Annotated in this window: 17 protein-coding genes and 1 other RNA gene; 5 read left to right on the top strand and 13 right to left on the bottom strand. The window is 74.5% G+C overall.

All coding sequences use genetic code 11. The annotated features are described in order from the left end of the window. Positions 1-20 precede the first annotated feature (20 nt). The 5 genes from ACGFT2_RS30220 to ACGFT2_RS30200 form a co-directional block, all read right to left on the bottom strand. Positions 21-755, bottom strand: coding sequence for a bifunctional DNA primase/polymerase (locus ACGFT2_RS30220; RefSeq protein ID WP_393284279.1), 735 nt, complete (start codon positions 753-755; stop codon positions 21-23). Positions 756-894: 139 nt separating this feature from the next. Then, positions 895-1,509, bottom strand: coding sequence for a TetR/AcrR family transcriptional regulator (locus ACGFT2_RS30215; RefSeq protein WP_393284277.1), 615 nt, complete (start codon positions 1,507-1,509; stop codon positions 895-897). A gap of 31 nt (positions 1,510-1,540) precedes the next feature. Next, positions 1,541-2,518, bottom strand: coding sequence for a small ribosomal subunit Rsm22 family protein (locus tag ACGFT2_RS30210; protein ID WP_393284274.1), 978 nt, complete (start codon positions 2,516-2,518; stop codon positions 1,541-1,543). Between the two features lie 250 nt (positions 2,519-2,768). After that, entirely contained in the window at positions 2,769-3,950 is a 1,182-nt protein-coding gene (locus tag ACGFT2_RS30205; protein ID WP_393284271.1) for a serine hydrolase domain-containing protein, read from the bottom strand. Beyond that, positions 3,890-5,203, bottom strand: a complete 1,314-nt coding sequence (locus ACGFT2_RS30200; protein WP_393284268.1) for a multidrug effflux MFS transporter — start codon at positions 5,201-5,203, stop codon at positions 3,890-3,892. The genes ACGFT2_RS30205 and ACGFT2_RS30200 overlap by 61 nt, the downstream gene beginning before the upstream one ends. An 86-nt stretch (positions 5,204-5,289) precedes the next feature. Between ACGFT2_RS30200 and ACGFT2_RS30195 the strand changes: the two genes are divergently transcribed. Then, a complete protein-coding gene (locus tag ACGFT2_RS30195; protein WP_393284266.1) occupies positions 5,290-6,312 on the top strand; it encodes a Gfo/Idh/MocA family protein in 1,023 nt (340 codons plus the stop codon). Here the strand turns inward: ACGFT2_RS30195 and ACGFT2_RS30190 are convergent. Continuing rightward, on the bottom strand, positions 6,299-7,939 hold the full coding sequence (locus ACGFT2_RS30190) for an alkaline phosphatase D family protein (protein WP_393284263.1): 1,641 nt from the start codon (positions 7,937-7,939) through the stop codon (positions 6,299-6,301). The genes ACGFT2_RS30195 and ACGFT2_RS30190 overlap by 14 nt on opposite strands. A gap of 135 nt (positions 7,940-8,074) precedes the next feature. Here ACGFT2_RS30190 and ACGFT2_RS30185 point away from each other — a divergent pair, with 135 nt between their 5' ends. Beyond that, positions 8,075-8,845, top strand: coding sequence for an SDR family oxidoreductase (locus ACGFT2_RS30185; RefSeq protein WP_393284261.1), 771 nt, complete (start codon positions 8,075-8,077; stop codon positions 8,843-8,845). A gap of 366 nt (positions 8,846-9,211) precedes the next feature. Here ACGFT2_RS30185 and ACGFT2_RS30180 read toward each other — a convergent pair whose 3' ends face one another. Further along, the gene (locus ACGFT2_RS30180; protein WP_393284258.1) at positions 9,212-10,633 is read right to left on the bottom strand and encodes a D-alanyl-D-alanine carboxypeptidase family protein; all 1,422 of its coding nucleotides are present in this window, start codon (positions 10,631-10,633) and stop codon (positions 9,212-9,214) included. 263 nt (positions 10,634-10,896) lie between these two features. Then, positions 10,897-11,223, bottom strand: a complete 327-nt coding sequence (locus ACGFT2_RS30175; protein WP_393284256.1) for a nuclear transport factor 2 family protein — start codon at positions 11,221-11,223, stop codon at positions 10,897-10,899. A gap of 147 nt (positions 11,224-11,370) precedes the next feature. Here ACGFT2_RS30175 and ACGFT2_RS30170 point away from each other — a divergent pair, with 147 nt between their 5' ends. Further along, entirely contained in the window at positions 11,371-11,925 is a 555-nt protein-coding gene (locus ACGFT2_RS30170; protein WP_393284253.1) for a DoxX family membrane protein, read from the top strand. Between the two features lie 290 nt (positions 11,926-12,215). On the opposite strand, the gene rnpB is transcribed toward ACGFT2_RS30170, so the two are convergent. Both rnpB and ACGFT2_RS30160 read right to left on the bottom strand, forming a co-directional pair. Next, positions 12,216-12,620, bottom strand: an RNA gene (gene rnpB, locus ACGFT2_RS30165) — RNase P RNA component class A. Between the two features lie 175 nt (positions 12,621-12,795). Beyond that, positions 12,796-14,331 (bottom strand): RNB domain-containing ribonuclease, encoded by a 1,536-nt coding sequence (locus ACGFT2_RS30160; protein ID WP_393284250.1) that lies wholly within the window; start codon positions 14,329-14,331, stop codon positions 12,796-12,798. A 74-nt stretch (positions 14,332-14,405) separates the two neighbouring features. Between ACGFT2_RS30160 and yaaA the strand changes: the two genes are divergently transcribed. Further along, positions 14,406-15,188, top strand: coding sequence for a peroxide stress protein YaaA (gene yaaA / locus ACGFT2_RS30155; RefSeq protein WP_393284247.1), 783 nt, complete (start codon positions 14,406-14,408; stop codon positions 15,186-15,188). Between the two features lie 75 nt (positions 15,189-15,263). Next, the gene (gene eda / locus ACGFT2_RS30150) at positions 15,264-15,926 is read left to right on the top strand and encodes a bifunctional 4-hydroxy-2-oxoglutarate aldolase/2-dehydro-3-deoxy-phosphogluconate aldolase (protein WP_393284244.1); all 663 of its coding nucleotides are present in this window, start codon (positions 15,264-15,266) and stop codon (positions 15,924-15,926) included. On the opposite strand, the gene ACGFT2_RS30145 is transcribed toward eda, so the two are convergent. The 3 genes from ACGFT2_RS30145 to ACGFT2_RS30135 are packed head-to-tail and all read right to left on the bottom strand — an operon-like array spanning position 15,898 to position 18,954. Continuing rightward, the gene (locus ACGFT2_RS30145) at positions 15,898-17,343 is read right to left on the bottom strand and encodes a bifunctional RNase H/acid phosphatase (protein ID WP_393284241.1); all 1,446 of its coding nucleotides are present in this window, start codon (positions 17,341-17,343) and stop codon (positions 15,898-15,900) included. The genes eda and ACGFT2_RS30145 overlap by 29 nt on opposite strands. Before the next feature lie 13 nt (positions 17,344-17,356). Continuing rightward, positions 17,357-18,100: a zinc ribbon domain-containing protein gene (locus ACGFT2_RS30140; RefSeq protein ID WP_393284637.1), complete on the bottom strand. Its 744-nt coding sequence runs from the start codon at positions 18,098-18,100 to the stop codon at positions 17,357-17,359. After that, positions 18,097-18,954, bottom strand: a complete 858-nt coding sequence (locus ACGFT2_RS30135; protein ID WP_393284239.1) for a Nif3-like dinuclear metal center hexameric protein — start codon at positions 18,952-18,954, stop codon at positions 18,097-18,099. Before ACGFT2_RS30135 ends, ACGFT2_RS30140 begins: the two co-directional genes overlap by 4 nt. Positions 18,955-19,063 lie beyond the last annotated feature (109 nt).

Below are 19,063 nucleotides of genomic sequence, written 5' to 3'. Positions count from 1 at the left end.
CGGCGCCCGGCCACGCCCGCTCAGTGGTGCAGCGGCCAGGAAGCGCCCGGAGGACTGGATTCCGTGCCGACGTGCCGGGCGCAGGCGTCGGTGAGCGCCTCCAGCAGGCTCAGCGGATCGGTCAGCGGGTGCTCCGGGCCGCGCACCCAGCGCACCCCCTTGCCGTCACCGGGCAGCCGGGCGGGCGGCACCAGGACGTAGGAGCCGCGGCAGTGCCAGCGCAGGCCGGGGTGCTCGTCCATGGTCTCGGGGTGGCAGTCCAGCGCGCACGGCCACCACTCGTCCTCGTCCTCCGGGGTGCCCCGGGTGAGGGCGAAGAACAGCATGCGGCCGTCATCGCTCTCGGCGACCGGGCCGACCTCGACGCCCTCGCCGAGCAGCCGCTCCAGGGCCTCGCGGCCGGCCTCCAGGGGGACGTCAAGGACGTCGTGCAGCATGCCGGTGGCGGTGACGAAGTTGGCCTCCGGCTGGTGCCGGGCCCAGCGCTCGATCTGGCCGCGGTCCGTCGTGGACTGCGTCTGCCAGGCGAACGACACCGGGTGCCGGGCGGGGGTGGGGCAGCCGACCCGGTCGCAGGAACAGCCGTAGCCGGGGGCGGGGTGCGCGGCGGGCGCCAGCGGCAGGCCCGCGCCGGCGGCGGCCAGCAGCAGGGCCTCACGGCCGCCGTCGTCGGCGTCCCCCTTCGGCCGGCGTCCGCGCAGCCACTGGGAGAGTTTGCCCTGCCGGCCGGGCCGGCCGCCGAACGTCGCGCTCATCTATCCCCTCGGTCTGGTGGTCGCCTCGCTGGTGTGCGCACAGCATGCCTCATGGTCCCACCTTTGTGCGCTTCGGGGGGCGGGTGGGCGGATGTGGGGGATGCGCGGGGAGACGTGCCTCACATCCCGGATGCGCCGCTCAGCGCGGTGCGATGCCGTGCAGGGCGTAGTCGACGAGGGTGTCCGTGTACGCGTACGTGATCGGTCCGGTGCGTTGCAGCCAGCGCTGGGCGAGGGGCGAGACGAACAGCTCGAGCGCGACCCGCGGGTCCACGTCGGCCCGCAGGCCCCCGGCGTCCCGCGCCGCGCGCAGCCGCTCCACGTACAGCTGGAGCTGGGGTTCCAGGAGCCGGGCCACGTACTCGCGGCCGAGCTGGTCGTTGACCAGCCCCTCCGCGGCCAGTGCCCGCGCCGGTGTCTCGAAGCTCGGGTCGAGCAGCCCGTCCACGGTGGCCCGCAGCACCGCCTTCAGGTCGGCGGCGAGATCGCCCGTGTCCGGGATGGCGTACGGCTCCTGCCCCGCCGCCCGGGCCGTCTGCTCGCCGAGGTCCAGGAACGCCTCCAGCAGGACCTCCGCCTTGGACTGCCACCAGCGGTAGATGGTCTGTTTGCCGACCCCGGCCCGGGCGGCGATGCCCTCCACCGTGGTCTTCGGGTAGCCGACCTCACCGACCAGGGCGAGGGCGGCGGCGTAGATCGCCCGGCGGGACTTCTCGCTGCGGCGGGTGGCGTCGGGGGCGGGCTTCTTGACCATGGGGTCGAAAGTAACAAGGAGCCGGCGGGCGCTACGACAGGGAGTCGTGCGGCGGCCAGGCATCGCCCCAGTCGGCGTCCCGGGCCGCCTTGTACAGGTCGCCGTGGCGCTTGGTGACCGTCGTTCGGCTCAGCCGCTCGTCGGCCTCGCACAGGTCGAGCAGCACCTGCCCCTTGCGGATCTGGGGGCGCCGGACCACCCGGGCGGGGGCCGGTTCGGCGGGCAGCCGGGTCGCGGCGACGTAGGAGAACTTCTCGTCCTCGTACGCCAGTGAGCCGCCCTTGATCTGCCGGTGCAGGGAGGAGCGGCCGACCCGGGCGGAGAAGTGGCACCAGTCCTGGCCGGGCACGATGGGGCAGGCGGCGCTGTGCGGACAGGGGGCGGCGACGCGGAATCCGGCCCGGACCAGCCGGTCGCGGGCCTCGATGACCCGGTTGTATCCGGCGGGCGTGCCGGCCTCCACGATCACGACGCACTGCGCGGCGGCGGCCGCGGCGTCGGCGAGGGCGGTGCGGTCGGCCTCGGTGAGTTCGTTCAGGACGTACGACACCGTGACCAGGTCGGTGCTCTCCAGGGCGAGGCCCGAGCCGATCCGGGCGCGCTGCCAGCGGGCGTCGGCCAGGGGCGGGTGGGCGGCGGCGATCTGCCGGCCGAGGTCGAGCGCGGGCTCGGCCCAGTCCAGCACGGTCACCGGACGCGTCCCGTCCCAGGTGGCGCTCACCGCCCAGGTCGCCGCGCCGGTGCCGCCGCCGACGTCCACGTGGCTGCCGGGGGTGAAGTCCGGCAGCGCGTCCGCGAACGCCGCCAGCGCCGAGCGGACCGCCGCGAAGGTGGCCGGCATCCGGTAGGCGGCGTAGGCGGCGACGTCGGCGCGGTTGCGGAGGATCGGCGCGTCGGTGGGGGTGGCTCCGCGGTAGTTGGCGATCAGCCGGTCCACGGCGGCGGCCACCTCCGTGGGAGGCAGACCGTCGAGCAGCTCGGCCAGTGCGGTGCGGAGGGGGTCGTTCACCCGGCGATTCTAGGTCCTGCCGCGGGCCCGGCGGTCCTGCCGCGGGCCCGGCGGTCCTGCCGCGGGCCCGGCGGTCCTGCCGCGGGCCCGGCGGTCCTGCCGCGGGCCCGGCGGTCCTGCCGGGGGCCCGCCCGCCCGGTCCGCCCCGGTCCGCCCCGGTCGGCTCTCTGGCCGGCCCGGTCGACCGGAGGGCCGGGGGGAGGGCGACGGCCGGCCGGACGTTCGGGGGGGAGCCCGCCGCCGGCCCGGGTCAGATCACCGCCCTCGCCAGACGGGTGGCCAGCGCCGCCCTGGGCGTGCTGTCCGGCGGCCGGCGTCTCGGGTGGACGGTGTTGGCCAGCAGGATGAGGAAGGTGTCCGTGGCCGGGTCCAGGACCAGGGAGGTGCCGGTGAAGCCGGTGTGGCCGGCGGCGCCCCGGCCCGCCAGCTCCCCCATGAACCAGGGCTGGTCCAGGGCGAAGCCCAGCCCCGGCGGGGTGAACAGCAGCTCCACGAAGTCCGGGCCGAGGATGCGCGCGGGGCCGTAGGAACCGCCTGAGAGCAGCGCCCGGCAGAAGACCGCCAGGTCGGGCGCGGTGGAGAAGAGGCCCGCGTGCCCGGCGACTCCGCCGAGCGCCCAGGCGTTCTCGTCGTGGACCACACCGCGCAGCATGCCCCGGTGGGCCTTGGCCCAGGGCCGCCGCTGGTCCTCGGTGGCCGCCGCGCCCGGACAGGGCCCGAAGGTGGTGGCGGTCATGCCGAGCGGCCGGGTGATGCCCTCCTGGACGAGCAGGTCGAGGGTGCGGCCGGTGGTGCGCTCCAGCACGAACTGCAGCAGGAGCATGTTGAGGTCCGAGTACCGGTAGGTGCCCGGTTCCGCGGCCGGCGCCTCGGCCCGCAGCATGGCCAGTGCGGCCCGGTCGTCCCGGCAGTCGTACAGCGGGAGTTCGGGGCGCATCCCGGAGGTGTGGGTGAGCAGCTGCCGTACGGTGACGCCGTGGGCGGCCGCGGCGCGGAAGTCGGGCAGGTAGTCGCCGATCCGGGCGTCCATGCCGAGGGTGCCGCGCTCGATCTGCTGCACGGCGGCGACGGACGTGAACAGCTTGGTGAGCGAGGCCAGGTCGAAGGGCGTGCCGACGGTGGCCGGGACCCGGGCGGCGGCCGGCAGTTCGGCGCCGGAGTCGGTCTCGGGGTCGTAGGAGGCGTAGCGCACCGCCCAGCCCGCGGCCTCGGCCACGGCGATCACGGGGCCGCGGCCGGCCAGCACGACGGCCCCGGCCGCCCAGGGGCGGTCTCCGGAGGTGAGGGCGTGCACCGCGCCGACCAGATGCCCGAGTTCCACCGGGTCGAGTCCGGCCCGTTCCGGTGTGTCGGCGCGCAGTCTCGGTGCGCTCAGTTCCCGTCTCCCTCCGGCCGCGCACGTGTGTTCCCGCGCGTACTCCAGGGACGGCACATTCCCACGAAGCAGGCCGCCGCGCCCAGTGATCCGGAAAGTTGGACGACGGCCATGGGCACGGCGGTGCCCTCTCCGGCGACGCCGACCAGCGGGGAGGCGATCGCGCCGACGAGGAAGGAGGAGGTGCCGAGCAGCGCGGAGGCGGAGCCGGCGGCGTGCCGGGTGCGCAGCAGGGCGAGGGACTGGGCGTTGGGCAGGGTGACGCCCATCGCGGACATCAGGACGAAGAGGGCGGCGGCGACCGGCGGGAGCCCGACCTCGCCGAAGACGCCGGCGGTCATCAGCAGCAGGGCGGTCGCGGCGAGGACGGTCACCGCGAGGCCCGCGGCGAGCACCTTGTCCAGGCTGACCCGGCCGACGAGCACCTTGCCGTTGAGCTGCCCGGCGGCGACCAGGCCGACGGAGTTGAGGCCGAACAGCAGGCTGAAGGTCTGCGGAGAGGCGCCGTAGATCTCCTGGACGACGAACGGGGAGGCGGACACGTAGGCGAACAGCGCGGCGAAGGCGAAGCCGCCGGCGAGCATGTAGCCGGTGAAGGGCAGGTCGGCGAGGAGGCCGCGCATGGCGCGCAGGGTCTCGGCCGCTCCCCCGCTGTGCCGTGCTGCGGGCGGCAGCGTCTCCGGCAGCCGGGTCCAGACCAGGGCGGCGAGTACGGCACCGACCACGGTGAGGACCACGAAGACCCCCCGCCAGTCCGTGACCCGCAGGATCTGCCCGCCGATGAGCGGCGCCGCGATGGGGGCCGCCCCCGAGATCAGCATCAGCGTGGAGAAGAAGCGGGCCATGGCGACCCCGTCGTACAGGTCGCGTACGACGGCCCGGGCGATGACGACGCCGGCCGCGCCCGCGAGGCCCTGGACGAGCCGGCAGGCGATCAGGGTCTCGACGGTGGGCGCGAGGACGCACAGGGCGGTGGCGGCGAGGTAGACGGCGAGACCGGTGAGCAGGGGGCGGCGGCGGCCCCAGCGGTCGCTCAGGGGACCCACGACGAGCTGTCCGAGCGCCAGTCCGGCCATGCAGGCGGTGAGGGTGAGCTGCACGGTGACGGCGGAGGCGTGCAGGGACCGGGTGACCTGGGGGAGGGACGGGAGGTACATGTCCATCGCGAGCGGGATGGTCGCGGTGAGGCAGCCCAGCAGCAGGGTGACGAGGGGGCCGGTGCGGTGCGGCCGGTCCGCCTGCGGTTCGGCGGGGGATGTCTGTTCCGTCTTCTCCGTCTTCGGTGCCGGTGCCGCCGCGTGCTCGGGCATGTGCCCCTCCCTCTCCCGCTGAACCGCCACCTATGCTCTCAGCTCGTACGGGCTGCCGGGGAACACACGAGCGAGGGCGGGGCGGGATGGCGGAGCGGAGCGTGCGGTGGGGGATCCTGGCGACGGGCGGGATCGCGGCGGCGTTCGCGGCCGACCTGGTCGATCTGCCGGACGCGGAGATCGTGGCGGTGGCCTCGCGCCGGCCGGAGCCGGCGCGGGCGTTCGCGGAGCGGTTCGGGGCGGAGCGGGCCTACGGCGACTGGGAGTCGCTGGCCGCGGACGCCGATGTCGACGTCGTCTACGTGGCCACCCCGCACTCGGCGCACCGGGCCGCGGCCGGGCTGTGCCTGGCGGCCGGGCGGAACGTGCTGTGCGAGAAGGCGTTCACGCTCAACGCCCGTGAGGCCGCGGAGCTGGTGGCGCTGGCCGCGGAGCACGACCGCTTCCTGATGGAGGCGATGTGGATGTACTGCAATCCGCTGATCCGGCGGCTGAAGGCGCTGGTCGAGGACGGGGCGATCGGCGAGGTGCGGACCGTGCAGGCGGACTTCGGGCTCGCCGGGCCCTTCCCGCCCGCACACCGGCTGCGGGATCCGGCGCTGGGCGGCGGGGCGCTGCTGGACCTCGGGGTCTACCCGGTGTCGTTCGCGCAGCTGCTGCTGGGTGAGCCGGACGGTGTCGCGGCGCACGCGGTGCTCTCGGCGGAGGGCGTCGACCTGCAGACGGGTGCGCTGCTGTCCTGGGCGAGCGGGGCGCTGGCCTCGGTGCACTGCTCGATCGTGGGCGGTACGGCGGTGACCGCGTCCGTGACGGGCTCGCGCGGCCGGATCGACATCCCGGCCGGCTTCTTCCACCCGGACCGGTTCGTGCTGCACCGCGACGGCCGCGACCCCGAGGAGTTCGCCGCCGGCCCCGCCGACGGGCCGCGCACCACTCTGCGGCACGAGGCCGTCGAGGTGATGCGGGCGCTGCGGGCGGGCGAGACGCAGTCCCCGCTGGTTCCGCTGGAGGGCACTCTGGCCGTGATGCGGACGCTCGACGCGATCCGGGACCGCGTCGGCGTCCGCTACCCCGGCGACACGGGCGTGCCGCGGCTCACGCCGGCCTGAGTCCCGGATCCCCGGCCTCCGTCACGAAGGACGCCGCCGTCGTGACCGGCGCCCCGGGCCGGGTCACGTACGGCACGGCCTTGAAGTCGGCCCGAGCGTGGTCGCCGTGCAGCGCGACGGTCACGTAGCCGCGCCGGCCGTCGTAGAACTTCAGGTGCGGGTTGGCGGTCATGTACGTGTGCCAGTTCGACGGCCGCTCGGAGCCGTCCCGGCCGCTGGAGACGGAGGTGGCGACGATCTCCGTGCCCAGGGTGCGGGAGCCGGGGTCGTCGAAGTCGTCCTTGATGTCGAAGGCGTATCCGACGTGCACGTCACCGGTGAGGACCACCAGGTTCTCGATCCCGGTGGCCTTCACTCCGTCCAGGACTCGGCGCCGGGAGGCCCGGTAGCCGTCCCAGGCGTCCATCGACAGCTTGGCGACTGGGTTCAGGTCCAGCTTGCGCTGGGAGAAGGTGACCTGCTGCGGCACGACGTTCCACAGGGCCCGTGAGGCGCGCCAGCCGTCGATCAGCCAGCGCTCCTGCGTGGCGCCGGTCAGGGTGCGCGCCGGGTCGTCGACGACGGGGCCGGGCAGCTGGGCGCCGTCGCCGTAGGCCTGGTCGGAGCGGTACTGGCGGGTGTCCAGCACGTCGAACTGGGCGAGCCGGCCCCAGTGCAGGCGCCGGTAGAGCCTCATGTCGGGGCCCTCGGGGAGCTGGGGGCGGCGCAGCGGCTGGTGCTCCCAGTAGGCGCGGTAGGCGGAGGCGCGGCGCAGCAGGAACTCCTCGGGCGGGATGTCGTCCTCGGAGGTGTCGTCGGCGTAGTTGTTCTCGGTCTCGTGGTCGTCCCAGGTGACCACGAAGGGGTGGGCGGCGTGCGCGGCCATGAGGTCGGGGTCGCTCTTGTAGAGGGCGTACCGCAGGCGGTAGTCCTCCAGGGTCACCGTCTCGCGGTCGAACACCGCCGGGAGGGTGCGGTCGGTGTACTTGCGGGAGTTGCCGGTCGCGTCGACGGCGTACTCGTAGAGGTAGTCGCCGAGGTGGAAGACCACGTCGACGTCGTCCTGGGCGAGATGGGCGTACGGCGTGTAGTAGCCGTCGGCGTACGCCTGGCAGGAGACGGCCGCGAGGGTGAGCGCCGAGGCCCGGGCGCCGCGGGCGGGCGCGGTGCGGGTGCGACCGGCCGGGCTGGTCCAGCCGCCCACGCGGAAGCGGTAGTGGAGGACGCGGTCGGGTTCGAGGTGGGCGGCCTCCACGTGCACGGTGTGGTGCAGCTCGGGGTGGGCGACGGCCGTGCCGCGCCGGACGATCCGCCGGAACCGCTCGTCGTGGGCCAGCTCCCAGTGGACGAGGACGCGTTCGGCGGGCAGGCCGCCGTCGGGCTGGTAGGGGGCCGGGGCGAGCCGGGTCCACAGGAGCACGGAGGTGGGCAGCGGGTCGCCGGAGGCCACGCCGAGGGTGAAGGGATCGTCGGTGATCTTCGCGGCGTCCAGCTCGGCGGCGCTCGCCGCGCCGGCGGCCGGCAGACCGACGGAGAAGGCCAGCGCCGCGGCGGCGCCGGTGACGGTCAGGAAGCGGCGGCGGTTCAGGTGGCGGGCGGCGGCGCGCAGTTCGGGGGCGTGCTGTGCCGGTCGGGCGTCGAAGGTCATCCGGTCCTCCCCTGCCTCATGGATGCAGGAGGCAATTGGAGTGGCCGGGGAAGGCGCCCGCTTGGCGCGTACACAACATCCGGATGGCGGATGAATGAGTTCCGGATGATGGACCCTCCCGTACGCTGCGGGTCCATGAACGCCATGCGAACTGATAGGGATTCGAGGGTCGCGGTGGTGACCGGTGCCGGTTCCGGCATCGGACGGGCCGTCGCCGTGGAACTGCTGAGCGCCGGCTGGTCGGTGGTCCTGGCCGGCCGGCGCACCGAGACGCTGGAGGAGACGGCGGCCCGGGTGCCGCAGGGTGCCGCGCTCGCCGTGCGCACCGACGTGTCCCGGCCCGAGGACGTCGAGGCGCTGTTCACGGCGGCCGTGGAGCGGTTCGGCCGGGTGGATCTGCTGTTCAACAACGCGGGCACGTTCGGGCCGGGCGGGGTGGCCGTCGAGGACCTGGCCTACGACGCCTGGCGGCACGTGGTGGACACCAACCTCAACGGGGCCTTCCTGTGCGCCCAGGCGGCGTACCGGAGGATGAAGGAGCAGCAGCCGCGGGGCGGCCGGATCATCAACAACGGTTCCATCTCGGCGCACACCCCCCGCCCCCACTCGGTCGCCTACACCGCGACCAAGCACGCGCTGACCGGCCTGACCAAGGCGCTGTCGCTGGACGGGCGCCCGTACGGCATCGCGGTCGGCCAGATCGACATCGGCAACGCGGCCACGGACATGACGGCCCGGATGCAGACCGGCGCCCTGCAGGCGAACGGCGAGGTGGCCCCGGAGCCGGTGATGGACGTGGCCGACGTGGCACGAACCGTGCGGCACATGGCCGAACTGCCGCTGGAAGCGAACGTGCAGTTCGCGACGGTACTGGCGACGGCGATGCCGTACATCGGGCGGGGCTGACCGACTACACATACGGAATTCAGGCATCCGCGGTATTGCGGCCGTTCGGACACGTATGCTCAACTCTTCTCCACGAGAGCTTCACAGTTGGAGCACATGCGTTCCGTGGCCACACCGAGGGGGGAGGCGGCGGCTGTTCCACCGGACCGGAGTCGGGGGTGGACCTCGCGGGAGACCCCGGGGTACGCACCGGTCGACGGAACGGCCGCCGCACCGCTCGATCGGACGGCCACGGCGCCGGCAGGTCGGACGACCGCGGCACCGGGCGGCTGGACGACCGCGGCGCCAGCAGGTCGGACGGCCGCGGCACCGGGCGACGCGGCGGCTGCCAGGGGCTCCGCGTCCGCGCGAGACCCTCGCGTGAGATCAACGCCGTCGTCTGCCGGGTGACTCCGCGCTCTTCGGCTCCGTCTGAGGCTCGTCGGCCGCCCTGCCCGTTCCCGTCGCCCTGCCCGCTCCGGCCGCCCTGCCCGTTCCGGCCTCACCTGACGCCCCGTTCGCGCCGGACGCGCCTGCCGTCCTGCTCGCTCCGGCCGCGTCCACCACGCCTGCTCCGCCTGCTCGGCGTGCGCCGCCCGCTCCGCCCGCTCGGCGTGCTCCACGCGCTCCGCCTGCTCCACGCATTTCGCCTGAAGCACCGGTCGCCCTGAGCCGGCGGCGGAGTGCCCAGGCTCCGGCTCCCAGCAGGGCGAGCGTGCCCGCGGCGCCCTCCGCGAGGTGCCATGTCGAGTCCTGGCCGGACGCCGAGCTCGTGGCACCGGCCGCGGGCCGTGCCGACTTGTGCGCAGGCGCCGGGCTCGCGGCCGCTCCCCCCTCGCTGAGCGGATCGACGAGCTGTCCCACGGCTCGTGCCGAACGCCCCGGCCCGAAGCCCCAGTCGAGCAACGCCGCGGCCTGCTCGTAGACGGCGTTGCTGCCGGCGGCCGGATGCATCACGGTGACCAGCAGGGTGCGCCCGCCCCGGACGGCCGCACCCGTGTAGGTGTTGCCCGCGTGGCTGGTGTAACCGTTCTTGACGCCGATGAGGCCGTCGTACGTCTTCAGGCCCCACGCCCCGGTCAGCAGGCGGTCGGTGTTCTGGATCTGGAAGGTCTCCTTGCCGCCCGCCGGGAAGTCGGCGGTCCGCGTGCCGCAGTAGCCGCGGAAGTCGGCGTCCTTCAGCCCGTGCCGGGCGAAGAGCGTGAGGTCGTACGCCGAGGAGATCTGCCCCTTGTGGTCGAAGCCGTCGGGGCTCACCACCTGGGTGTCCAGGGCCTGCAGGTCCTCGGCCCTGGCCTGCATCTCGGCGACCGTCCGGGCGATGCCGCCGTTCATGTGGGACAGCACGTGCACGGCGTCGTTGCCGGAGCGCAGGAACACGCCCTGCCACAACTGCTCGACGGTGTAGGTGATGCCGGGTTTGATCCCGACGAGGCTGGAGCCGGCCGGGATGTCGGCGAGGTCGGCGTCGGTGACCGTGTACCGCTCGGTGCGGCCGAACTTCTTCAGCAGCGTGTCCGCGAAGAGCATCTTCAGCGTGGACGCCGGTGCCAGGCGCCGGTGCGCGCCGAACGAGGCGAGAACCTCGCCGCTCGCCCAGTCGGCGACCAGCCAGGAGTGGGCGGTGAGTTGCTTGGGCAGTCCGGTGGCGCCGCGCACCTGGACACCGCTGCGGGCCAGACGCTCGCCACCGATCACTGTCGCCGCGGAGGCGTCGGTGGCCGTGGTCAGGGAAAGGGCGGCTGCGGTCAGCCCGAGGGCGGCCCGCCGGCTGATCCGGGAACATTCACGCACCCGGGGACCGTACACCGCTTCGAGCTGCGGTTTCCCTATCGCAAGGCGGGCACGGGGCGGAATTTGCCGCGTTATGAAAATCCGATGAACCGGGCCCCTCTGCGTGCCCCGCGTCCGCGCGTGACGTGCCGGTCCGGGCCGCCGGGTGCGGGAACGGTTCAGGCCGGGCCGGCCCGAACGATTCAGGCCCGGCCGGCCCGAACGGTTCAGGCCCGGCCGGCCCGAACGGTTCAGGCCTGGCCGGTTTGAACGGTTCAGGCCCGGCCGGCCCGAACGGTTCAGGCCTGGCCGGTCTCGAAGCGGGAGATCCGGCCGTCGTCCTCGACGGTGAAGGTCCACTTGGTGCGCATCTCGCCCCAGGCGTCGTTGCTGTACCGGGCCACGAGGACACGGCCGCCGCCGGACTCGTTGTCGACCTCCATGTGGCCGTGGGACGAGAAGATCTCGCGGTCGATCCAGTCGGCGAGGTCACGGTCGGAGCCGTCGTCGGCCATGGTCGCGCCGGGGACGAGGAGCGACATGAACTCCTCGCGGTCGTGGGCGTTGACGGCGTTGACGAAGGCCCGGACGGCCGGGTCGCTGAGCTTGGCTGGCTGAATCGTCATGGCGTCAGGCTCACACCGCCGCCCCGGACCCGCCACCCGAACGCCCGCCAGGACGGGCCCGGCGGTGGGAGAGCTGCGACGGTGGAACGCGGAGGGAACCGTTCGTCCGTCCGCATGTTTCTCGCACATGACTGCTGGGGAGCCACCGTGACGTGTTATGACCGACGTGATCTGGGCCTGCTGCTGCTCCGGCTGTCGACCGGCGGGGTGCTGGCCGCGCACGGTGCGCAGAAGCTGTTCGGCTGGTTCGGCGGACACGGGCTGGCGGGGACCGGCCAGTTCATGGAGTCCGTGGGCTACGCACCCGGGAGGGCGAGCGCCACGGCGGCCGGCCTCGCGGAGGCGGGCGGCGGCACCCTGCTGGCCCTGGGCCTGGCGACGCCGGCGGCGGGCGCGGCGGCGGCCGGCGCGATGGCCGGGGCGGCGGCGGTCCACGCGCCCAACGGCTTCTTCGCCCAGGAGGGCGGCTACGAGCACGCGGCGAGCCTGGGCCTGGCCGCGGCCGGCCTGGCCGTCACGGGCCCCGGCCGGCTCTCCCTCGACCACGCCCTCGGCCACGTCTTCAACCGGGGCTGGATGGTCCCGGCGGCGCTCGGGGTCACCGCGGCGGCCACGGCACTGATCGTGGGGGCACGGTACCGGCGCGTGCGGGTGGGGAGGGAGGGGGAGCAGGAGGCACTGTTCGAGGAGTTCGAGGAGTAGCCGGCACGCGGAGTGGCCGGCACGCGGAGTGGCCGGCAGGCGGAGTAGCCGGCAGGCGGAGTAGCCGGCACGCGGAGTAGCCGGCACGCGGAGTAGCCGGCACGCGGAGTAGCCGGCACGCGGAGTAGCCGGCACGCGGAGTAGCCGGCACGCGGAGTGGCCGGCACGCGGAGTGGCCGGCAGGCGGAGTAGCCGGCACGAGGGGCGAGGCCGGGCACGCGGTCGCCGTGCGGGCGCGGCGGGATACGCGGACGCCGTACGGGGACGCCATGCCGGGAAGAGCGAGGCGGCAGACGAGTCGGGCTGTACGCCGGGTTCTGTTCCCCGGTGTCCTCGCGGGCGCCGGGGCGACGGCCATCCATCTAGGACCGGTGTTGCCACCGGCCTCGTGCGGTCTACCCGCGGACTCGGGCGGGCAGCCCTCGAACGTCCGCGCAGAGCGCTTTTCACGGCGCTCCTTCTTGACCTTGCTCCGGGTGGGGTTTACCTAGCTGCCCAGGTCGCCCTGGGCACTGGTGGTCTCTTACACCACCGTTTCACCCTTACCGAGGACCGAGATCCCCGGCGGTCTGCTTTCTGTGGCACTGTCCCGCGGGTCACCCCGGGTGGCCGTTAGCCACCACCCTGCCCTGTGGAGCCCGGACGTTCCTCGGGAAGCCCCCTGAGGGACTCCACGCGGCCGCCCGCCCGGCTCGTCTGCCGTGTCGACCATGGTACCGGGCGCCCGCCGCGCCGCGGACCGCGAGCGCCGACCCCGCGAGCACCGGGGCCGAGAGCGCCGGACCCGAAAGCGCCAGGGCCGAGAGCGCCAGGGTCGAGAGCGCCGGGCCCGGGTGGGGCGGCATCCGGCACAAGGGCAGGGGAACGGGGTCAGGCCGGGGCGAAGAGGATCTGCGCCGTCGCCGGGTCGGCCCGTGTCAGTCGTACGCGCAGGACTTCGCCGGGTGACAGCCGCTCGCCCTCGATGCGGCCGATGACCGCCGGAGCCCGCACCTGCACGGTCCCGACCGTCGGCCGGTGCTCGTCGACGTCCACCACGCAGCCGTCGAAGACGTCCCCGACCCGGTCCTTCAGCAGGGCGGCCTCCAGGATGCCGACACAGCTCCGCTCGGCCGTGCCCGCACGCCGGGAGCCGTCGGCCATCTCGCGCGGCAGTGCGTCGAGGGCGGCGAGCACCCAGTCGGGCGTGGCCCGGCCGGCGACGGCCGCGAGGCAGATCTCGGAGGCGTACCGGTCGGCGAGGCGGCGCAGCGGGGCGGTGGCGTGGGTGTAGGGGGCGGCGACCGCGGCGTGGGTGGTGAGCGCCGGCAGGACACCGTCCCGGAAGACGGTGTAGCCGGCACCGCGCAGCAGGGTGGTGCACTCCTGGAGGAAGGCGGCGTGGCGCGGGTCGCGCGGATCCAGGGTGCGCAGGAGGGCCGCGTACGACACATGGTGCGGCCAGTCGATGTGCAGGGCGGTCGCGGTGCGCCGGAGCCGGGTCACGGCGCCGTCGGGGGCGGCCGGAAGGGTGCGCAGGATGCCGGTGCCGTGGGCGAGCATCAGATCGGCGGCCGCCATGCCGGTGAGCAGGGAGAGCTGGGCGTTCCAGCCCTCGACGGGCAGCGGGGCCCGGTAGCGCAGCTCGTAGGTGTGGCCGCGCCTGGTGATCTCCTGCTCGGGCACGTCGAGGGAGATGCCGCCGCGCTCGGCCTCCAGCCGCTCACGCGCCTCGCCGATCTCCCTGAGCAGCGCCACGGGCTCCTCGGCCGTCCCGGCGTCGAGGTCCCGCTGCACGCCCGCGTAGTCGAGTCTGGCGCGGCTGCGGATCAGGGCCCGGCGCACGTCGACGGCGAGGGTGCGGCCGTCCGCGTCCAGGTCGATCGTCCACAGGACGGCCGGCCGGGGCCGGTCCGGCAGCAGGCTGGCCGCGCCCTCGCTGAGCACGGCGGGGTGCAACGGGACCTTCCCGTCCGGGAAGTAGAGGGTGTTCACCCGGCGGTGCGCCTCAGCGTCCAGGGCCTTGCCGGGGACGACGAAGGCGGCGACGTCGGCGATGGCGTAGCGGACCCGGTGGCCGGTGCCCCGCCGGGACAGGCAGGCCGCCTGGTCGAGGTCGGTGGAGGTGGGCGGGTCCAGGGTGAAGAACGGGAGGTCGGTGGCGTCGTACGACGGCGGTGCGGGCGCGCCCTTCGCCTTGCGGGGAGCCGGGGCGTCGCCCAGCGTCGGTGCGGGTGCGCCCTTCGCGTCGGGGCGAGCCGGGGCGTCGTACGACGGCGGTGTGGGCGCCTTCGCGGCGCGCTCCGCCTCCTCCTGGACCTCCGGCGGGAACCCGTCGGGGGCGCCGAGCGCGGAACGCAGTGCGGCGAACGCGTCCCTCAGGGGTGCTTCGGGGGCGCCGGTCACACGGATCTTGCGGCGGGGCATACAGCGAGCGTAGGCCGGGGGTGGACCGCGGGCACGCCGTACCCTGGCGCGGAGGTCTACGTGAGGAGTACGTGTTGCTGGTCCTGCTGCCGCCCTCGGAAGGCAAGGCGAACTCGGGCGGGGGCGCCCCGCTGGCACTGGAGTCGCTGTCCCTGCCGGGGCTCACCGCCGCGCGGGAGTCCGTGCTCGGCGAACTGGTCGAGCTGTGCTCCGGCGACGAGGAGAAGGCGCGCGAGGTGCTCGGGCTGAGCGAGGGGCTGCGCGGCGAGGTCGCGAAGAACGCCGGACTCCTCGCGGCCGGCGCCCGCCCGGCCGGGGAGATCTACACCGGTGTCCTGTACGACTCCCTCGGCCTGGCCACCCTTGACGCGGCGGCGAAACGGCGCGCGGCGAAGTCTCTGCTGGTCTTCTCGGGGCTGTGGGGCGCGGTGCGGGTGACGGACCGGATCCCCTCCTACCGCTGCTCTATGGGCGTGAAGCTGCCTGGACTCGGCGCGCTGGCGGGGCACTGGCGGGCACCGATGGCCGAGGTGCTCCCCGAGGCGGCCGGCAGCGGCCTGGTGCTGGACCTGCGTTCGTCCGCGTACGCGGCGGCCTGGCGGCCGAAGGGCGAGGTGGCGGGGCGGACGGCGACCGTGCGGGTGCTGCACGCGCCCACCCGGAAGGTCGTCAGCCACTTCAACAAGGCGACCAAGGGGCGGATCGTGCGCAGCCTGCTGTCGGCCGGGGCGGCGCCGAAGGATCCCGCCGGGCTGGTGGCGGTGCTGCGCGAGCTGGGATACGTGGTGGAGGCAGAGGCGCCGGGCAAGGCGGGCAGGGCGTGGTCGCTGGACGTGCTGGTGGACGAGATCCACTGATCGGACGGCAGCGCCTGCGTTGCAATATACGCAACGCTCGTTGCGGGGAGTGCAGTCGCTGGGCACGATGAGGGCATGACCTCACCGTTGCCCTCCTCTCCGGCCGCCTCCGTGCTGGATCTCGCGCCCGTCGTGCCCGTGGTGGTGCTCTCCGACGCCGCCGACGCCGTACCGCTCGCGCGGGCCCTGGTGGCCGGCGGCCTGCCCGCGATCGAGGTGACGCTGCGGACCCCGGCGGCGCTGGCGGCGATCCGCGCGATCGCCGGGGAGGTGCCGGAGGCGGTGGTCGGCGCGGGTACGGTGATCACGCCTGAGCAGGTGGGCGCGTGCGTGGCGGCCGGGGCGCGGTTCCTGGTGAGCCCGGGGTGGACCGACGCGCTGCTGGCGGCGATGCGCGGGTCCGGGGTGCCGTTCCTGCCCGGGGTGTCCACCACCTCGGAGGTGGTCGCACTGCTGGAGCGCGGAGTGCGCGAGATGAAGTTCTTCCCGGCGCAGGCGGCCGGCGGCACGGCCTATCTGAGGTCGCTGGCCGGACCGCTGCCGCAGGCCCGCTTCTGTCCCACGGGCGGGATCGGCCCGGCGACCGCCCCCGAGTACCTCGCCCTGCCCAACGTCGGCTGCGTGGGCGGCAGTTGGATGATCCCGGCGGACGCGGTGGCGGCCCGGGACTGGGCCCGGATCGAGGAGCTGGCGCGGTCCGCCGCCGGGCTCAGGGACGCAGGTGGGACGTGTCGTTGAACAGCCGGACGCTGGCGTTGCCGTCCGCGTAGTACGCCACCGCCGACAGGGAGGCCGCGGAAAGCTCCATCCGGAAGAGGGACTCGGGCGGGGCGCCGAGGGCGAGCCGCACGAAGGTCTTGATCGGCGTGACGTGGGTGACCAGGAGGACCGTGCGGCCGGCGTGGGCCGCGGTCAGCCTGTCGCGGGTCACCGCGATCCGGGCCGCCGTCTCGGCGAAGCTCTCGCCGCCGCCGGTGGGGTGGGCCTCCGGGTCGGCGAGCCAGGCGTTCAGGTCGTCCGGGTGGCGCTCGCGGACCTCGCCGAACGTCAGGCCCTCCCAGGCGCCGAAGTCCGTCTCGCGCAGGCCGTCGTCGACCGCCACGTCCAGGCCCAGCCGGGCGGCGACGATACCGGCGGTCTGCCGGGTGCGGGCGAGGGGCGAGGCGACGACCGCCTGGATCGTGCCGCGCCGGGCCAGCGCCTCCGCCACCCGCCGGGCCTGCTCGCGTCCGGCGTCCGAGAGAGACGGGTCGGTGCCGCCGCTGCCGGAGAAGCGCTTCTGGGGGGTGAGGGGGGTCTCCCCGTGCCGCAGGAGTACGAAGGTGGCGGGGGCACCGAGATCCGGACCGGCACTCCAGCCGGGAGCCGAGGTGACCGAAGCGGTGGCACCACCGTCCGCGGACTCCGCCGCCGCCGAAGAGGCCGGAGCCGTCGTGAGGCCGTCCGCCGACCCCGCCGCCGAGGAGACCGGAGCCGTCGCACTCCCGTCCGCCGACCCCGCCGCCGAAGAGGCCGGAGCCGTCGCACTCCCGTCCGCCGACCCCGCCGCCGAAGAGGCCGGAGCCGTGGTGCGGCCGTCCGGCAGTGCTCCCGCCGCGGGGGCCGGAGGCGTGGTGCGGCCGTTCGTCAGGGCCGCGCGGGCCTTCGCCGCGCCCGCCGTCGCGTCGCCGGGCGGGCCCGAGGGCTCGGGGACGGCGGGCGGGGTGTCCAGGGCCGCGCGGGACTGCGCCGGCGACCACCGCTCCCCCTTCGCGCCCGCGTCCATCGCCTCGTTGGCCAGGCGGTCGGCGTGCTTGTTGCGGTCGCGGGGGATCCACTCGTAGGTGACCCGGTCGGGCGGGAGGACGGCCCGCGCCTCGGTGGCCAGCGGTTTCATCCCGGGGTGCTTGATCTTCCAGCGGCCCGACATCTGCTCGACGACCAGCTTGGAGTCCATGCGGACGTGGACCGTCGCGGTGGGGTCGAGGGCATGCGCGGCGCGCAGGCCGGCCAGGAGGCCGCGGTACTCGGCCACGTTGTTCGTGGCGATGCCGATGTACTCCGCGTCCTCCATCAGCGTCTCGCCCGTCACCGCGTCGCTCACCACGGCGCCGTACCCGGCCGGCCCCGGATTTCCCCGCGAGCCGCCGTCGGCCTCGACGATGAACTCCCTCACCCCGTCAAACCCCCTACAGACCGGATTCGGCCGTACGCACCAGGATGCGACGGCAGTTCTCGCAGCGGACCACCGTGTCCGGTGCCGCCCCGCGGATCTCGTTCAGCTCGGTGATGGCCAGCTCCTGACGGCAGCCCTGGCAGGTGCGGGCGTACAGCTTGGCCGCGCCGATGCCGCCCTGCTGCTCGCGCAGCTTGTCGTAGAGCTTGAGCAGGTCCGCGGGGACCGAAGCGGCGATGACCTCGCGCTCCTTGGTCACCGAGGCGACCTCGCCGTCGATCTCCTCGAACGCGGCGTCCCGCCGGCCGCTCGCGTCGTCGATCTTCGCCTGCACGGACGCGGCCCGCTCGGTCAGCTCGGTGACCCGCTCCTGCGCGGCCTCACGGCGCTCCATGACCTCCAGGACCACGTCCTCCAGGTCGCCCTGGCGCTTGGCGAGGGAGACGATCTCGTGCTGGAGGCTGGCCAGGTCCTTCGGCGAGGTGACCGCGCCGGAGTCCAGGCGCTGCTGGTCGCGGGCGGCACGCTGGCGCACCTGGTCGACGTCCTGCTCGGCCTTGGTCTGCTCGCGGGCGGTGTCGCTGTCCTGCGTCTGCGCGGCCACCAGCAGGTCGCGCAGCTGGGTGAGGTCCTTGTTCAGCGACGCGATCTCGGCGTGCTCCGGCAGGGACCTCCGCCGGTGCGCGAGCTGCTGCAGGCGGACGTCGAGGTCCTGGACGTCGAGGAGTCGGATCTGGTCGGCGGGCGCGGCGTTCAGTTGGGGGCTCCCGAGGGGCTAGTGGTGACGGAGGACGCCGCGTGGGCGGTCCAGGGGTCGGTGACCGTCTTCGAGACGTGGACGCGCAGGTCCCAGCCGTGACGGTCGGAGATCTCGTCGAGCTGGGCTGCGGCCAGCTCGCACCAGGGCCACTCGGTGGCCCAGTGCGCCGCGTCGAGCAGCGCGAGAGGACTGTGGGCGACGGCCTCGCTCGCCGGGTGGTGGCGCAGGTCGGCGGTGAGGAAGGCGTCGACGCCGGCCGCGCGGACCTGGTCGAACAGGCTGTCGCCGGAGCCGCCGCTGACGGCGATCGTGCGGACGACGGTCTCGGGGTCGCCGGCCACCCGGATGCCCTGCGCGGTGGCCGGCAGCCGTTCGGCGGCGCGGGCGGCCAGCTCGCGGACGGTGACCGGGTGGTCGAGTGCGCAGACGCGGCCGAGGCCCCGGCGGCCCTCCGGGTCGGTGGGGTCCGGCACCAGGGGGCGTACGACCCGCAGGTCGAGGGCGCCGGCCAGGGCGTCGGAGACCCCCGGGTCGGCGGTGTCGGCGTTGGTGTGGGCGACGTGCAGGGCGATGTCGTTCTTGATCAGGGTGTGCACGAGCCGGCCCTTGGCTGTGGAGGCCGCGACCGTGGTCGTCCCGCGCAGATAGAGCGGGTGATGGGTGACCAGCAGGCCGGCGCCGAGCTTCACCGCCTCGTCGACGGTCTCCCGCACGGGGTCGACGGCGAACAGGACCCGGGTGACGTCCTGGTCGGGGTCTCCCACCACCGTGCCGACCGCGTCCCAGGACTCGGCCCGCTCGGCGGGCCACAGGTTCTCCAGCGCGGCGATGACTTCAGACAGACGGGGCACGGGGAAAGGCTACCTGGCTGTTCGGCGGGGGTGTACCGGATCCGGCCCCGCCCGGACCGGGACGGGCCCGGTACGAGGGGGTCGCCATGGCCCCGCCCAGCACACGCGC

It is taken from the genome of Streptomyces sp. NPDC048514, from assembly GCF_043199955.1.
Classification (GTDB): Bacteria; Actinomycetota; Actinomycetes; order Streptomycetales; family Streptomycetaceae; genus Streptomyces.
The sequence above is the reverse complement of the archived record's forward strand: the minus strand, read 5'-3'. Positions and strand labels throughout refer to the sequence as shown.

What these genes read in the sequence shown, in the direction of transcription:
- ACGFT2_RS30220 (WP_393284279.1), bottom strand. Translation starts at nt 755, where the DNA reads ATGAGCGCGACGTTCGGCGGCCGGCCCGGCCGGCAGGGCAAACTCTCC.
- ACGFT2_RS30215 (WP_393284277.1), bottom strand. Translation starts at nt 1,509, where the DNA reads ATGGTCAAGAAGCCCGCCCCCGACGCCACCCGCCGCAGCGAGAAGTCC.
- ACGFT2_RS30200 (WP_393284268.1), bottom strand. Translation starts at nt 5,203, where the DNA reads ATGCCCGAGCACGCGGCGGCACCGGCACCGAAGACGGAGAAGACGGAA.
- ACGFT2_RS30195 (WP_393284266.1), top strand. Translation starts at nt 5,290, where the DNA reads ATGGCGGAGCGGAGCGTGCGGTGGGGGATCCTGGCGACGGGCGGGATC.
- ACGFT2_RS30190 (WP_393284263.1), bottom strand. Translation starts at nt 7,939, where the DNA reads ATGACCTTCGACGCCCGACCGGCACAGCACGCCCCCGAACTGCGCGCC.
- ACGFT2_RS30185 (WP_393284261.1), top strand. Translation starts at nt 8,075, where the DNA reads ATGAACGCCATGCGAACTGATAGGGATTCGAGGGTCGCGGTGGTGACC.
- ACGFT2_RS30175 (WP_393284256.1), bottom strand. Translation starts at nt 11,223, where the DNA reads ATGACGATTCAGCCAGCCAAGCTCAGCGACCCGGCCGTCCGGGCCTTC.
- ACGFT2_RS30160 (WP_393284250.1), bottom strand. Translation starts at nt 14,331, where the DNA reads ATGCCCCGCCGCAAGATCCGTGTGACCGGCGCCCCCGAAGCACCCCTG.
- eda (WP_393284244.1), top strand. Translation starts at nt 15,264, where the DNA reads ATGACCTCACCGTTGCCCTCCTCTCCGGCCGCCTCCGTGCTGGATCTC.